Origin of the sequence: Vibrio sp. HA2012 (assembly GCF_002812955.1) — a bacterium.
Taxonomy (GTDB): Bacteria; Pseudomonadota; Gammaproteobacteria; order Enterobacterales; family Vibrionaceae; genus Vibrio.
The window spans coordinates 75,987-92,088 of sequence record NZ_PFXK01000009.1 but is presented as its reverse complement, the minus strand read 5'-3'; the positions used below and the strand labels follow the sequence as shown (position 1 = coordinate 92,088).

At 47.6% G+C, this 16,102-nt stretch carries 14 protein-coding genes; 4 read left to right on the top strand and 10 right to left on the bottom strand.

All coding sequences use genetic code 11. The features are described 5' to 3' along the window. Positions 1 to 49 precede the first annotated feature (49 nt). The 8 genes from CSW98_RS15520 to pilM all read right to left on the bottom strand — a co-directional run bounded on the left by CSW98_RS15520 (position 50) and on the right by pilM (position 7,480). Positions 50 to 1,534 carry an SPOR domain-containing protein gene (locus CSW98_RS15520; RefSeq protein WP_100801389.1) on the bottom strand — a complete coding sequence of 495 codons (1,485 nt, stop codon included), beginning with the start codon at positions 1,532 to 1,534 and terminating at the stop codon, positions 50 to 52. Between the two features lie 61 nt (positions 1,535 to 1,595). Continuing rightward, positions 1,596 to 2,681: a 3-dehydroquinate synthase gene (gene aroB, locus CSW98_RS15515; protein ID WP_100801388.1), complete on the bottom strand. Its 1,086-nt coding sequence runs from the start codon at positions 2,679 to 2,681 to the stop codon at positions 1,596 to 1,598. A gap of 24 nt (positions 2,682 to 2,705) precedes the next feature. After that, positions 2,706 to 3,224, bottom strand: a complete 519-nt coding sequence (gene aroK / locus CSW98_RS15510) for a shikimate kinase AroK (RefSeq protein ID WP_100801483.1) — start codon at positions 3,222 to 3,224, stop codon at positions 2,706 to 2,708. A gap of 158 nt (positions 3,225 to 3,382) precedes the next feature. Further along, positions 3,383 to 4,738 carry a type IV pilus secretin PilQ gene (locus tag CSW98_RS15505; RefSeq protein WP_443083669.1) on the bottom strand — a complete coding sequence of 452 codons (1,356 nt, stop codon included), beginning with the start codon at positions 4,736 to 4,738 and terminating at the stop codon, positions 3,383 to 3,385. Positions 4,739 to 4,781: 43 nt separating this feature from the next. Then, the gene (locus tag CSW98_RS15500; protein WP_100801386.1) at positions 4,782 to 5,318 is read right to left on the bottom strand and encodes a pilus assembly protein PilP; all 537 of its coding nucleotides are present in this window, start codon (positions 5,316 to 5,318) and stop codon (positions 4,782 to 4,784) included. A gap of 3 nt (positions 5,319 to 5,321) precedes the next feature. Next, complete coding sequence (locus CSW98_RS15495; RefSeq protein WP_198517350.1) at positions 5,322 to 5,921, bottom strand: type IV pilus inner membrane component PilO; 600 nt, start codon at positions 5,919 to 5,921, stop codon at positions 5,322 to 5,324. Beyond that, positions 5,908 to 6,492, bottom strand: a complete 585-nt coding sequence (locus CSW98_RS15490) for a PilN domain-containing protein (protein ID WP_157810398.1) — start codon at positions 6,490 to 6,492, stop codon at positions 5,908 to 5,910. The genes CSW98_RS15495 and CSW98_RS15490 overlap by 14 nt, the downstream gene beginning before the upstream one ends. Further along, positions 6,482 to 7,480, bottom strand: coding sequence for a type IV pilus assembly protein PilM (pilM, locus tag CSW98_RS15485; protein WP_100801383.1), 999 nt, complete (start codon positions 7,478 to 7,480; stop codon positions 6,482 to 6,484). Before pilM ends, CSW98_RS15490 begins: the two co-directional genes overlap by 11 nt. Before the next feature lie 178 nt (positions 7,481 to 7,658). Here pilM and CSW98_RS15480 point away from each other — a divergent pair, with 178 nt between their 5' ends. Next, on the top strand, positions 7,659 to 10,298 hold the full coding sequence (locus CSW98_RS15480; RefSeq protein ID WP_100801382.1) for a penicillin-binding protein 1A: 2,640 nt from the start codon (positions 7,659 to 7,661) through the stop codon (positions 10,296 to 10,298). A gap of 97 nt (positions 10,299 to 10,395) precedes the next feature. Here CSW98_RS15480 and oxyR read toward each other — a convergent pair whose 3' ends face one another. After that, positions 10,396 to 11,277, bottom strand: a complete 882-nt coding sequence (oxyR, locus tag CSW98_RS15475) for a DNA-binding transcriptional regulator OxyR (RefSeq protein WP_100801381.1) — start codon at positions 11,275 to 11,277, stop codon at positions 10,396 to 10,398. 189 nt (positions 11,278 to 11,466) lie between these two features. On the opposite strand from oxyR, the gene CSW98_RS15470 reads away from it, so the two are divergent. The 3 genes from CSW98_RS15470 to CSW98_RS15460 all read left to right on the top strand — a co-directional run bounded on the left by CSW98_RS15470 (position 11,467) and on the right by CSW98_RS15460 (position 15,312). Continuing rightward, positions 11,467 to 12,195, top strand: coding sequence for a glutathione peroxidase (locus tag CSW98_RS15470; protein WP_100801380.1), 729 nt, complete (start codon positions 11,467 to 11,469; stop codon positions 12,193 to 12,195). 169 nt (positions 12,196 to 12,364) lie between these two features. Further along, positions 12,365 to 13,819, top strand: a complete 1,455-nt coding sequence (locus CSW98_RS15465) for a dihydrolipoyl dehydrogenase (protein WP_100801379.1) — start codon at positions 12,365 to 12,367, stop codon at positions 13,817 to 13,819. A 152-nt stretch (positions 13,820 to 13,971) separates the two neighbouring features. Beyond that, positions 13,972 to 15,312, top strand: a complete 1,341-nt coding sequence (locus CSW98_RS15460) for an MATE family efflux transporter (RefSeq protein WP_100801482.1) — start codon at positions 13,972 to 13,974, stop codon at positions 15,310 to 15,312. On the opposite strand, the gene cysE is transcribed toward CSW98_RS15460, so the two are convergent. Continuing rightward, positions 15,296 to 16,099: a serine O-acetyltransferase gene (gene cysE, locus CSW98_RS15455; protein WP_100801378.1), complete on the bottom strand. Its 804-nt coding sequence runs from the start codon at positions 16,097 to 16,099 to the stop codon at positions 15,296 to 15,298. The two genes, CSW98_RS15460 and cysE, sit on opposite strands and share 17 nt — an antisense overlap. Between the last annotated feature and the right edge of the window lie 3 nt (positions 16,100 to 16,102).

Below are 16,102 nucleotides of genomic sequence, written 5' to 3'. Positions count from 1 at the left end.
ACAAAAATAAGGGGGCGGAATGTAACATATTTTTCCACTGACCTCAGCGTTAATTTGCCAGTGCCATTTCGCTGTGTACCTGCCGCATGGATTTTGCCCATGGCTCCAGAACCTGAATACTTTCCGGAAGCTGAAGGCGGGCATCTCTGGCCGCCTGAATAGAAGAAAAGTCTCCGGATGTAACAATAAACCACTCAATATCATTACGGACAGTCGGATAAACCTGAACCTTGTCCTGTATCTGATGCTCCGTGATAAATGACTCTACCTCTTCCAGCGATAACAAAGCGGCTAGTTGCAACGTATAGTGACTGGCCGGAATGGCTCTGAGCTCATCCTTAGCAAAGGAGAAAGTGATCACCGGAGGAGGAAGTACTTCTGCAGACTGCTCAGCAGCTTCAACTGGCTCACCCTGTCCTTCCATAATGTCAGTAGGCATATCGGCTTGTTGTCGGACATCACTGACCACATCATCAATGACACGGGTATCAACATCAGTACTGCCTTCCAGCAAAGCATCAACAACCTGTGCCGGAACGACGACCCGCTGGCCATCATCTGCTTTACCGACACTTTCTATGCTCTCCTGAATCTCCGGAGGAAGTGATATAGCATCATCCTCTACCACCGCCGGGTCTGGCTGTTCCTCTGCAGGAGAAGACGTATCCGCGGCCACCGGTAATACTGTTGGCTCCGCCGTATCGGTCACTGCTGTCGTGACAGATTCTTCTGTCACAACTTCAGGAACTGGCTGATTAAAGAACCAGAAATATCCCCCGGCCACCAGCAGAAGTAACAAAATGGAAAAAGCCGCGATAATCCCCGGTGAACCTATGATTGAACGAATAATAATTTTTCTTTCCATCTTACTTTCTCCCAAGGCCATTAACGCTCCCGGCAGAGGAGGCGTTTTTTTCATCGCCTGACGGATTTTCTTTTTAAGTCCGGCATCCGTCGCATATTTGATCACCAGCAGTTCACAGAAAGTTTCAGCTTCTTTCTCTCTCAGCGGTTCGATTTCCAGAGAAATGGGCTTTAGTTCCTGTCCGTAACTGAGCCGGGTCAATACCGGCTCAAGAACATCACCAGTAGTAAAGAGAAGAATATTGATATTCCAGAGAGGATTGGTCTGTGCTTCCAGAACCAGAGTCCAGAGCTCCGCCAGCAGGGTTTCACTCAGCAGATGAGCATCATCCACCACAACCACAACATCACAGCTTCTGTCCTGTACCAGATAAGCAAAACTTTCACTAACAGGATCTTCCTCATTAAACAGAGGAGCCGAAACTATCTGATTCAGCAGTATGGCCCGCTTCTGTTTATCACTCTGATTAGGATGGCACATCAGCAGAGACTGATTTTTATCCTGAGAACGGGCTTCAAGATAACGCTGGGCTATCCAGGACTTTCCCGAACCTTTGACACCGGAGATATTGATCAGATTGGAACCAAAACGGGTCAGAAGTTGCAGACGATCCAGCAACTCTACCTGTGATTCGATATCCAGAACACGTAACTCATGCGCCAAACTCATTCGGGAATCCTATTGACAATTTGCCTCAGCAAATAGGGTTTATTTTCAGTGCCGTCCCATATTACCGACGGCAGGCTTCAATAGCCTGACGGATATGTTCTCCCGGAACCTCTGCTACCACATCAGCAGAACCTATACTGCTGGGAAGTACCAGTCGAAGTTTACCGGATAACACTTTTTTATCCCGCATCATATGCGGCATAAAATCATCAAAAGACATATTAGCAGGCGTATGTACAGGCAAACGAGCTTTCTGCAGTACAGCAATCATACGTTCCGCCTGAACATCATCGATCAGCCCTTGTCGTTGCGCAGTCCGTGCTGCCATTGCTGTACCTGCTGAAACAGCTTCGCCATGCAACCAATTACCATACCCTAGTTCTGCTTCAATCGCATGACCAAAAGTATGACCAAGGTTCAGTAATGCACGAATTCCTGACTCTTTTTCATCCTGAGCCACCACTTCGGCCTTAATACTGCAACAACGAGCTATCGCATAAGCAAGTGCCTGCTGATCCAGTGCATACAGCTGCTCCATATGCTCTTCCAGCCAGACAAAGAAATCATAATCATAGATAATGCCGTATTTAATGACTTCCGCCATACCTGATGCAAACTCCCGTTCGGGAAGCGTACCCAGACAGTCCGTATCAATAATTACAGATTTAGGCTGGTAAAATGCCCCTATCATATTCTTACCCAGAGGATGATTTACCGCCGTCTTCCCTCCGACAGAAGAATCCACCTGAGAAAGCAATGTTGTCGGTACCTGAATAAAATCGATACCACGCTGATAACATGCCGCCGCAAATCCGACCAAATCACCGATAACCCCTCCCCCCAGAGCGACTAAAGTAACATCACGACTATAACTGCCTTCAATCAGGTAGCTCATGATCTTTTCAAATTCAGTCAGATTCTTATGCTGCTCACCATCCGGCAACTCAAGAACGGAGACCTCACAGCCCGCTTGAGTAATCAGGGCAGAGATTTTTTCGGCGTAAAGCGGAGCAACCGTTACGTTACTGATCACCACCACTTTTTTGTTCGGGGATAAGAAAGAAAAACACGCCGGATCATTAAATAATCCAGCGCCGATAGTAATTGGATAGCTACGCTCACCAAGTTCAACAGTGATCCGTTCCATGGTTAACTCTCCGCTAGTTTGAACTTAGTGATCTTCCAGCATTTTTACAATTTGATTAGCGACCACTTTCGCACTTTGATCATCGGTACGCACCGTATAATCAGCAACTTCTTCATACAGAGTATTACGTTCCGATGCCAGATTTTCCAACACCTCACGAGGATCATCCGTTTGCAGAAGCGGACGCTTCTTATCGCGGTTGGTACGAGCCAACTGTTTCTCGATCGTCGTTTCCAGATAGACAACCACACCACGAGCAGAAAGTCGGTTACGGTTTTCTTTACTCTTAACCGAGCCGCCACCGGTTGCCAGAACAATACCCTGCTGTTCAGTCAGTTCATTAATGACAGCTTCTTCGCGCTTACGGAAGCCTTCTTCACCTTCAACATCAAATACCCAGGCAATATCAGCACCGGTACGTTCTTCAATAACCGTATCGGAATCGACAAATTCCATGTGCAGTTGTTGTGCAAGGTGTCGGCCAATCGTGCTTTTACCAGCACCCATTGGTCCCACTAAGAAAATATTACGTTTATCAGCCATATTTAGCATTAAGATTTACAACGTTAATTCAATGACATCGCCACAAAACAGTTCCGGCATTTATTCACCAGATAAATTTGTGACACCAATTCCTCACAGATAATTCGTGATAAGACCCGAAATTATCGTGATATGGTGCCACTATTGCAACTTTATTTTCAGCTCTGCTGCTGAACGACCTTGGGTGTGACAAAAATAAGAAGCTCACTCTTACCCAATTTCTCATAAGTTCGTCGGAATAATCGCCCCAACAAAGGCAGGTCACCCAGCAGAGGAACCTTATCAATACGGTTTGCCAGAGTATTCTGATAGATCCCCCCGAGCACAATCGTCTCACCATTATTAACCAGTACCTGTGTCCCTATTCGCTGTGTCTGAATCGCAACCGCTTCACCCTCTCCGGCCTTAACTATCTGCCCCGGTCTGTCCTGAGTCACACTCAGATCCAGTACCAGACGGTTATCCGGCGTAATTTGCGGTGTCACTTCCAGACTGAGCACCGCTTTTTTAAATGATACAGATGTCGCCCCGCTGGAGGAAGCTTCAAGATACGGAATCTCAGTGCCCTGTTCAATATAAGCCGGTTTCTTATTAGTGGTGATTAAACGGGGACTGGAGATAATTTCAGCCTTGGATTCAGCCTGCAATGCCGAAAGCTCTAAATCCAGTAACGTATCTGATCCCAGCCGGGCTACCTGGAAAGCAATGCCAGATGCATTGCCGGACGTTACCCCCAGATTCACGTTCAGAAACTGACCAATATCGATAACATTGACGGTCTCACCTGCGACGGACAGCCCGACGTTCCCGCTCCCCGGGTAACGACCTGATGCCGCAAGATTGCTTTCAACCGAACCGCCGATCCCGAAAGAACCATGCTGAGAACTGAATCCCCAGCGGACACCCAGTTCATCCATATTATCTTCACTGATGGTCACGATCCGTGCTTCAATCTGCACCTGTTTTACCGGTACATCTAAAGACTGAATCAGTTCCCGGATGATGTGCAATTTATCCGGCCACTCCCGTATCAGCAAGGAATTAGTACGTTTGTCGACCATGACACTACCTCGTTCAGACAACATACCGCTTCCACCTTTACCACTCAGCATCGCAGCAATATCTTCCGCATCGGCATAATTTACCTGAATGACTTTTGAGAGCAGTCCTTTCTGCTCTTCTTCTGCACGGCGTCTTTCCTGTACCCGTTTTTCCCTAAGATCCAATTCTTCCACAGGAGCAACAAGAATAATGTCACCATCCATCCGTTTTTCCAGCCCTTTAACTTGCAGAATACTGTCCAATACCTGCGGCCATGGAACGTTATCCAGCCGTAAGGTCAGATTACCGCTCACCGCATCCGACATCACCAGATTAAACTGATTATCCTCAGCAATCACTTGTAAGACATGGCGTACCGATACATCCTGAAAATTGACGGAAATCGGCTTACTTCGGGCTTCCGTACTATGAGCTGGCTGACACATCAAAAGCACCAAAAGCAGGAGCGCCATCAGCCGGAATTGTCTGCAACACAGACACACATCTGATTTCATATCACTTATCCCCATTTCTGTTTTCTTTCAGTATCAGCCTGCTATGGTGTGGTACCCAGCAACCATTTCCATCAGGCAAGGCTTCCTGTATGAGAAGTGCATCAGAGAACACCCTGTCTATCCGCCCATGATTAAGGCCAATATACTGACCCGGGCTAACCTTATGTAAAAAACCATCAGGAGTCTGTATCAGCCCGGAAAGTGCATTATGCGGCCCCATCACACCTTTAAACTGCAGGCTATCCAGCGCAATATGCTCAAGCGGTTCGACAGACTCAAAACCTTCCGGCTGCCAGCAGGCTGCTCCGGTATCTGCTGGTAGCTGAGGCATCGTTCTGTAAGGCAGCATAAATGGAGAACGCCCCCCCTGCGGCATATAAGTAATGGCGACAAACGGCTTCGGCTGCACCGGCTCATCGGACAAGACAGCTGTTTGCTGTTCCACCTGAAGAATAAACCGATCCAGGGGTGTATCGTACGCCTGACATCCCGACAGCCCACAGAAAACGAGGGCTTCTAACCACTTATTCTGTTTCATGATTTATTCCTGGTTCTGGTTTGGACTGATTTCTTGCTCAGACTGATAGATATAAGCCAGGATCCTGACAGACAGCCTGTCACTTTCCTTGCCGCTTCTCTGCCACTCCACATCATCAACACTGATAATCTGCGGAAGCCGGGCAATTGCAGCAAAAAAATGACCGACATCATCATAGTGCCCACTCAGCTCTATATTCAGGGGTAGACGGTAGAAATATGCCTGCCGTTGCCTCTCACCCCAGCCAATACGGATAAAAGTCAGTTGGTGATCCACACCCGCTCTGTTCACCGCTGCCAGAATATCTGCCAGTTCCTTTTGCTTCGGAAGCTGCTGCAAAAGAGAAGCATAACGTCCATGCAATGCATCCAGACGGGTCTGAAGCAGAGGTAATACGGAAAGCTGTCCGGCTCTATTCTGAATAGCGGCCTGCAGACTGACTTCCTGCTGACGATAATCAGCCAGCCGCCCGGATTCCGGCCACAAATAGAACCAGCTACCGGCCAGAAGTATCACCACAGTGCATAATACGGAAACGATTACCTGTGCAGAAAAAGGCCATTCTGTAATGTCATCGCTGATCTGAAACTTACTCCAGTCCATCATTTACCTCCGGAACCGACTTATGCCGGGCGGTAAAACGAAACGACAGACTGTATGTCTGAAACATCCGTCCAAAACGCTCTTCGTCATGGACAATAGAATGCATTCCGACATCTGTAATAAGCGGATCATGTTCAAGGTTATCCAGCATCTCTGCAAGCTGTTCCGTATTCTCACTGAACCCGGATATCTTCAGCTCCGAGCCTTTCATTTTGATACTGTCGGCATACACACCCGGAGGAACAAGCAGCAAAAGCTGATTCATCACGTCTGTGGCTTTATTCCGTGCATGCCTAACCTCTTCAACATACGACAGTTTCTGCTGAATCAGTCCCAGATCGTCCCTGACCACAGATAACAGCCGGATACGCTCACCCTGTACAGCTGAATACTGTCCGAGCTGATCCAGACGACTTTTCTGCTGCTGAATCTGATCATCAATATAATAAGCCGTTAATGCCAGAATCCCCATTCCACAAAGCACAGCTGATAGCAGAACAACCACACAGCGCCTCCTGTGCTTCTCCCTCAATTCTTCTCGCCACGGCAGCAGATTAACCTTATGCTCCATAACGTTCTTCCATCCATTCAATCCCCCGGATAGCCAGCCCGGTTGCACAGCAAAAAGCCAGCTCTGAACCATCATTACCCCGAGGAAAAAAGCCACGGTCTACCAATTCCAGAGGATTCAATAACTCACAACGTATCCCTAAAAACTTCTCTGTCCGCAGGCACAAATCATTGCAGCCGGCACCACTACCTGAAAACCAAATACCATCCAATGTCTGTGGCGAACTGACCGTGTGATATAACTGAACATGTTTCTCTATTTTTCGGCTCAGCTCATTAAGAAAATCCGTTGCCTCCCCGGAAATAAAAAAATTATCGTCCGAATCAGAATGAAGGATCGAATCCAATGCGATTTCACGATAAAACAACTGCCCTGATGCAGAAACGACACAAAAAGAAGTGTGCGTCGAGCCGATATTCACCAGCATCCAATTCCCCTGCCGGTCTTGCTTCTCTCCGGCATATTCACAGACAGTCTGTAAACAATGAGACTGCATATCGGCCAGTACAGGTCTGAATCCCGCCCTCTTTATACTCGCGACCCGCCCCTCCATCATGGATTTACGGGTGGCATACACCTGATATGTTCTCCCGGGCTTCTGTACCGAGTCTTTATCCGTAACATCAATAAAATCAAGACATAGCTCGTCGGCAGGAATATGAGATTGCTGAGAAAAAGCCTGATAAACCATAAACTCTTCTTCTCTTATCTCAGGAATCACATCAAAACTGAATGTTTTACTGATCACGGCGTTATCTGGTAGTGAAATCGCAGCGCTGCGGATAAATACCGGCAACATTTTTTTCAATTCCCGGAGTTTTTTGACAAGTTTCTGATAATCCAGAGTCTGGTTATCGGTGAAAATACTTCCGATAACAGGAAGTTCTTTATAAGTGACCAGAGAATAATGTTGATCTGCTGACGTTAAGACTACAGCTTTAATGCTGTAGTGACCGATATCGATACCTGTAACTACAAATTTGCCCATAAAAAATTGGCTCCTGCAAAAAGTGACGCGTAAAATCAGACCATAAGGCTTAAAACTGACAGTAAACCTAAAAGGAATATGAGTTTAAGAAGCAATGCCCCCTGTTCCTGTGCTAAATTAGTGTCCTAATGTACTAGGGTTTATACCAAGACAACCTCAATCAATCAGGGAATATCCGGTGAAGTTCATAAAGCATTTGCTAATCTTTTCATTGATTTGCATTATTTTGGGAGTGAGTACAATCATTGGCTTTTATTATTACGTAAAGCCAGAGCTACCAGATGTCGCCACACTAAAAGATGTACAGCTACAGACTCCGATGCAGGTATTTAGCCGGGACGGCAAGCTAATTTCCCAGTTTGGGGAAAAACGGCGTATTCCTCTGACGCTAGAAGAAATCCCGCCGGAATTACTGGAAGCGATTATTGCTACGGAAGACAGCCGTTTTTATGATCATAAAGGTATCGACCCTATTGGTATTATCCGGGCGGCGGTTGTTGTTGCGATGTCCGGTTCCGCAAAGCAGGGAGCCAGTACAATTACTCAACAGTTGGCACGTAACTTCTTTTTATCTAATGAAAAGAAAATTATGCGCAAAATCAAAGAGATGTTCATTGCAATTCACATCGAACAACTGTTGAGCAAACAGGAAATTCTTGAGCTTTATCTGAATAAAATCTATCTCGGCCACCGCTCTTATGGCGTCGGAGCCGCAGCTCAGGTTTATTTCGGTAAAGAGGTCCGGGACCTGACGCTGGGCGAAATTGCCACGATAGCAGGCCTGCCTAAAGCTCCTTCTACAATGAATCCTATTTATTCTGTTGAACGGGCAACCAAACGCAGAAATGTCGTATTGATGCGGATGCTGGATGAAAAATATATCACTCAGACAGAATATGCAGCGGCTCGGGCAGAAGTACTGCAGGGGAACCGCTACGGAGCGGAGATCGAACTGGATGCTCCTTATGTTGCTGAAATGGCTCGGGCATGGATGGTCGACAAATATGGCGAAGAAGCCTACACATCAGGAGCTCAAGTCTTTACAACCATTGATTCCCGCCTGCAGAAAGCAGCCAATGAAGCAGCCGTTAAAAACCTGCTGGACTACGATGAACGACATGGATATCGTGGAGCCGAATCCGTTGTATGGCAGGAAAATCAGCCGGGTATGAGTGAAGAACAAATGGCTGAATTCCTCAGCAGCCAACCGACATACGGAGAGCTTACCCCTGCGATAGTGACAGATGTGCAGCCACAGCTCGCTCAGGTATATATCAAAGACCACGGTTATGCCGACCTGACATGGGACGGAATTAAATGGGCTCGTCGCTTTATTACTGATCAGAAACAGGGACCGGCTCCTGACTCGGCAATCGAAGTACTGGCAAAAGGAGAACAGATCTGGGTCAGACCGCAGACTAAAACAGTAACAGAAAATCTCGACAACAGTGAAACAACAGAGCCACAAATCAGCTACACATGGAAACTGGCTCAGGTACCAAATGCCAATACAGCCTTTGTCGCTATGGATCCGGAAAACGGAGCTATATTGTCTCTGGTCGGCGGTTTCAATTTCGTGCATAACAAATTTAATCGTGCCACTCAGTCACTGCGTCAGGTCGGTTCCAGTATAAAACCGTTTATATACGCCGCCGCACTGGATAAGAAACTGACCCTTGCCAGCCTGATTAACGACGCACCCATCAATAAATGGGACGCCAGCCAGGGAACAGCATGGCGACCAAAGAACTCGCCACCGACCTATGTCGGCCCGGCACGTCTCCGAATCGGTCTGGCTCAGTCAAAAAACGTGATGGCAGTACGTGTACTAAGAGAAATCGGTCTGGATAACACCATCGACTACCTGACCCGGTTTGGATTTGAAAAAGATAAACTGCCTCACTCCGAAACCATTGCTCTGGGAGCCGGAAGCCTGACTCCGGTTCAAATGGCTCGAGGCTATTCAGTCTTTGCGAATGGTGGTTACTATATAGAACCATTTTATATCAGCCGGACAGAAGACCCTTTCGGTAAGATTGAATATACCGCAACCCCAACAATTGTCTGTCACATGGACTGCCCGGCAGAATCCGGCTCGCTGGCAGATAATAGCGGTATTGACGATAGCAGCCTGCAGCAGGAACCGGGGCTGTCCGGATTACAGCCAGATCTGTTTGATTTTCAGGAAGAAGATATTACCCCTGTAACTGAAGAAGCATCTGCACCACATTATGCACCGCAAGTGATCACTGAGCAAAATGCTTTTCTGGTCCGGGAACTGATGTACAGCAATGTCTGGGGAGGAGGCAACTGGCGGAACGGTACCGGATGGAACGGTACCGGATGGCGGGCTCAGCAGTTAAAACGGCGTGATATTGGCGGAAAAACCGGAACAACCAATGATGCCAAAGATGCCTGGTATAATGGTTATGGGCCGGGTATTGTGGCTATTTCATGGGTCGGCTTCGATAGCCATACCCGGGAGCTGGGCAGAACCAGCCGTAATACAAACCTGAGTAATGATGAACAAATATTCGGTGGTGAAGCAGGAGCCAAAACAGCTCAGCCGGCATGGGTCGATTTTATGCAGGTAGCGCTCGACGGTGTACCCACCCAGCGCAAAGAACTACCAGCAGATATTGTTCGGGTTCGAATTGACAGGAATACCGGTCTGCTGACACACAAATCTGACGATTCGACCATGTTTGAATACTTTATTAAAGGGACAGAACCAATTCAGTACGTTGAGGATAGCGTTCCTGTTGATCTTTTCTCGACCGGTAGCAATGAATCCGACCCGGCTGAACCTCTGTTCTGAATATAACCGCCGTTCCTGACAATCTGATGCGGGGATAGCTATGCTCAAGTAACCTCAATATGCTCAAGTAACCTCAAAGTACTTGAGCATATATCACTTACAGATAACTGGTGATCGCTTTAGCTAAAGCCTGAAAACGACTCTTCAGCGGAGATCCTGGACGGTAAACCAATACAATTTTCCGACTTGGTTGCGGATGTTCTGCAGGAAGATAACAGACACCGTCTTTCACTTTCTGTTCAGGGACAGCCAGTTGCGGCATCAGAGTAATACCGTTTCCAGCTGCAACCATATTGCGCAGGGTTTCCAGACTGGTGGCTTTAAAACGCTCATCATCTTTCGCTCCAGCGGCAAAACAGAATCCCAGAGCTTGATCTCTCAGACAATGTCCATCCCCCAGAGAAAGTACCGTTTGCCCTTTCAGGGCATCCATCTCCAGACATTCTTTTACAGCCCATTCATGATCACTGGGTACCGCAACCACTAACGGTTCATCATACAGATCCAGCTCAATAAAAGGTTCACTTTCAGCTACAGAAGCGAGGATCAGGCAATCCAGCCGCCCCTCTTCCAGTTGACGTATAAGCTGAGCGGTCTGAGCCTCATGCAAAAACAGCTCAAGCCCGGGAAACTGCTCTTTAAGGTGAAACATAATCTTAGGCAACAGATAAGGCCCTACCGTAGGGATAAAACCAATATGTAAGGGGCCGCTCATCTCTTTACCCTGCAGACTGGCCATATCGGTAAAGATCTTAATCTCACTCAAAATTTTTCTGGCCTGTTCCACCAACTGAAGTCCGGCTTCAGTAAACAGTACCCGGCGACTGCTCCTCTCCAGCAACGAGGTTCCCAATTCATCCTCCAGTTTACGGATCTGGCCGCTCAATGTTGGCTGACTGACAAAACAGGCTTCTGCTGCCTTGCGGAAATGTTTGTGCTCAGCCAGAGCCACCAGATATTCAAAATCCCGGATATTCATGCTTACCACCCAATATATAGGTAAAAACTATTGTTTCTATAGTATCAAACGATTAGAACTATTAAATCACTTCTCTGATAATGAGTTCAACCAAACAGGTAAAGAAAACGATACAAGGCTTTACCTTATACCCAAAACAGACTCTGCTACACTGAAATTTGACAGACAATAACCCAAAGGAAAACTAATATGTTTACAGCAAAAGAAGGCCAGGCAGTACCACAAGTTACATTTCCGACTCGTCAGGGCGACCAGTGGGTAAATATCACTACAGATGAACTGTTCAAAGATAAAACCGTTATCGTATTCAGCCTGCCAGGGGCATTCACTCCGACCTGTTCCTCCAGTCACCTGCCTCGTTATAATGAACTGTATCCGGTATTCAAAGAGCAGGGAGTAGACGATATTCTGTGCGTATCCGTTAACGACACCTTTGTAATGAATGCCTGGAAAGACGATCAAGAAGCAGAAAATATTACCTTTATTCCGGATGGTAACGGTGAATTTACGGACGGCATGGGGTTGCTGGTCGATAAAAATGATTTGGGCTTTGGCAAACGCTCATGGCGATACAGTATGCTGGTGAAAAATGGCATCGTTGAGAAAATGTTCATCGAACCAAACAAACCAGGCGACCCGTTCGAAGTCTCTGATGCAGATACTATGCTGAAATACATTGCTCCGGATTACAAAACTCAGGAATCCATCACTGTATTTACCAAACCGGGCTGCCCTTTCTGTGCGAAAGCCAAACAAAACCTGATCGATAATAATCTGCAATATGAAGAAGTGGTTCTGGGCAAAGATGCCACATCCGTCAGTCTGAGAGCAATTACCGGAAAGACAACAGTTCCTCAGGTATTTATCGGTGGCAAACATATCGGTGGCAGTGAAGAGCTGGAAGCCTATCTGAAATAATACGGCCTGCTCAACAAACCGATATATACCCTCAGATATAAAGGCTCAACGGCAACAATGACTCTGCACCGATACCGGTGCAGAGGATTCGGTTACCAGTATTCCCATGTAACCGATCAGAAACACAGACCTTGCTCATCAGAAAACCATGCAAAAGAGATCCAATATAATGAAAGAACTGAATGTTGATGTCGCCGTAATTGGTGGCGGCACAGCCGGATTAAGTGCTTACCGCGCAGCAAAATCTCATACACAACGTGTTGTAATGATTGAAGGCGGACTTTATGGTACAACTTGTGCGCGGGTAGGCTGCATGCCCTCCAAACTACTGATTGCCGCGGCAGAAAATGTCCATCAGATTGAAAAAGCCCCTGGATTTGGCATCCATCCTCAAGGGGAGACTATCATCAATGGTCGAGAAGTCATGGGCAGGGTCAAACGCGAAAGAGACCGTTTCGTCGGCTTTGTACTGGAAGGTGTTGATGCCATTCCAGCCGAAGATAAGATTTCCGGTTATGCTCACTTTCTGGATAATCACACTCTGATGGTAGATGATCACACTAAAATTCACGCTCAACAGATCGTTATCGCCACAGGTTCCCGTCCGGCTTATCCGTCAGCCTGGAATGATCTGGGTGACCGCTTAGTTGTAAACGATGATGTTTTCGAATGGGATGACCTGCCAGATGCCGTTGCAGTCTTTGGTCCCGGAGTGATAGGACTTGAACTGGGTCAGGCTTTGCACCGTCTAGGGGTTGATGTCAAAGTATTTGGCCTTGGCGGACAGGTCGGCCCGTTAACGGATCCCGATGTCATGACCTATGCCGGAAAAGCTTTCAGTGAAGAGTTTTATCTGGATGCAAATGTAACTATCGAAACGATACAGCGCATTGATACAGATAAAGTAGAAATCCGATTTATTAATCACGCAGGTAAGTCTGAGATATTTATTGTCGACTACCTTCTGGCTGCAACCGGCCGTCGGCCAAATACCGATAAACTGGCACTGGACAGAACGGATGTCAGCCTTGATGACCGGGGAGTGCCGGTAGCAGATCGCTTTACCATGCAGACATCAGTAGAAACTATCTTTATTGCCGGAGATGCCAGCAATCAGATCCCACTACTGCACGAAGCTGCCGATCAGGGACGCATTGCAGGAGACAATGCCGGACGCTTCCCGGACATCCGGGCCGGTCTGCGACGCTCATCAATTTCTGCCGTATTTTCTGACCCTCAGATTGCAATGGTCGGAGAAAGTTACCGCCAGCTTACCCAGCGTCTGGGCAGTTGTGGCTGCTTTGCCACGGGTGAAGTCTCTTTTGAAGGCCAGGGACGGTCCAGAGTTATGTTACGCAATAAGGGGCTTTTACACGTTTATGGTGAACAGGGAACCGGACGTTTTCTTGGTGCTGAAATGATGGGGCCGAATGCTGAGCATCTGGCGCACCTGCTGGCATGGGCACACCAGAATAAGATGACGATCTCCGAAATGCTGGATATGCCCTTTTATCATCCGGTTATTGAAGAAGGTGTCCGTACCGCACTGCGGGATCTGAATGCCAAGCTGCATCTCGGTCCGGAAATGGTCAAACATTGTCTGGATTGTGGTCCGGGCTGTTAATATCCTCTCATCATTCAGGCATGTTTCTGTACAACTCAGAGACATGCCCACTGCATCTCTCAGCAATATCAGAATATCTTCAGTCAGCGCTGTTTTCAGTGGCTGAAAACCGTTATGCTGAAAAAAAACCACCATTTTCAGTAAGGAAAGAGATGCAAGATAAACACGGTCTCCTGACCGCGCCCATCTCCGTTGTTCTCCGTCAGATGACCATTCCGACGGTCTTCGGAATGGTTGCTGTCCTGATGTTTAACCTTGCTGACACCTTTTTTATTTCGTTGCTTGGTACCCAGGCTCTTGCAGCCATCAGTTTCACATTTCCGGTCACGTTCGGCGTGAACTGCATCACTATGGGCATAGGGATAGGCTTATCTATTAGTATCGGCCGTCTGCTCGGGGAAGGTAGAGAGCGACATGCCGCACGCTTTACGTCCCACGGTTTACTGCTTGCTCTTACACTGGTACTTCTGGCCTCCGCATTCGGTTTGCTTATTCTGGAACCTTTTTTCCTGCTTATCGGGGCGCAGCCGGAGCAATTGCCTCTGATAAAGCAGTATATGCAGATCTGGTTTCTGGCGGTGCCTCTTCTGGTAATTCCTATGGCCGGTAATAGTGCAATCAGAGCAACCGGTGACACAAAAACTCCAGCAAAAATTATGATGCTGTCAGGAGTGCTTAATGGTCTGCTCGACCCACTGCTGATTTTCGGCTATGGCCCCTTTCCGGAACTGGGCATCCGTGGCGCCGCTATTGCCAGTGCAATAAGCTGGTTCTGTGCTCTGGGTGGCTCTCTGTATCTTCTGTATTACCGGGAAAAACTACTGGCTCGACCGGATGTACGAACCTTACTGCATGACTGGGGACAGGTAATAAAGATAGGCACACCAGCAGGATTGTCTACAGCGATGAATCCGATTTCTGCGGCTATACTGATGAAATTACTATCGGTACACGGTACTACCGCCGTAGCCGCTTACGGTGCTGCACAGCGGGTAGAGTCACTATTACTACTGGTTATGATTTCACTCACATCTGCACTAACACCTTTTATGGCTCAGAATCTGGGAGCAAAAAATCCGGAACGTAGCTTTAACGGTATGTTTCTCTGTATGCGATTTGCCATTTTATTTCAGTTACTGATTTTTATCATGATGGTACCACTCAGCATCCCACTCGCGGCCATGTTCAGTAAAGAGACAGCCGTCAGAGAACTGATCTGGCTCTATCTGGTCATTGTACCTTTCTGCTATGGATTTCAGGGGGTTGTCATGGTACTGGTCAGTGCTCTGAATGCGATGCATCAGCCTCTGACTGCTTTTCTGTGGAGTTTTATGCGGCTGTTTCTCTTTACTTTACCGTTCGCAGCTGCTGGCAGTTCTGTTTACGGAGTACAGGGGCTGTTTATTGGTATTGCCGCCGGTAACATCGGCGGCGGACTACTTGCCTACAGGTACGGAATCACGGTTAGGAACAAGATTATTTCCTGCCGTTAAAGTTCTGATCCATCTCTTCCGACGGCTTTTCTGAATTGGGGTGACCGACGATCTTCGCCGGAATACCAGCCACTGTGGTATGAGCTGGCACTTCCTGCAAAACAACCGAACCGGAACCGATCTTTGCTCCGACACCAACTTCGATGTTCCCCAACACCTTGGCACCAGCTCCAATCATGACGCCTTCCCGGATCTTAGGATGACGGTCACCACACTCTTTGCCTGTACCACCCAGAGTCACATTCTGCAAAATGGAAACATCATTTTCAACGACCGCCGTTTCACCGATAACAATACCGGTAGCATGGTCCAGCATGATCCCTTTACCGATTCGCGCCGCTGGGTGAGCATCCACCTGACAGGCAACTGAGATCTGATTTTGCAGGTAAGTAGCCAGAGCAACACGCCCCTGCTTCCACAGCCAGTTAGCCACCCGATATCCCTGAAGAGCATGAAAACCTTTCAGGTACAATAACGGGGTAGAATAAAGTCCGACAGCCGGATCCCGGCTTACCGTAGCACAAATATCGCAGGCAGCAGATTCAGTAATTTCCGGATCTGACCGGTAAGCCTCTTCAACAACTTCACGCACCGCCATTGCAGGCATGGATGACGTTTTCAGTTTATTTGCCAGAATATAACTGAGTGCAGCAGCCAAGCTGTCGTGTTTGATAATGGTTGCATGGTAAAAACTGGCCAGCATCGGCTCCTGCTCAGCCTGTTCTCTGGCTTCCCGGACAATTTTATTCCAGACGTCAACCTGTCTGCACTGCGCACATTTTTTCATCGC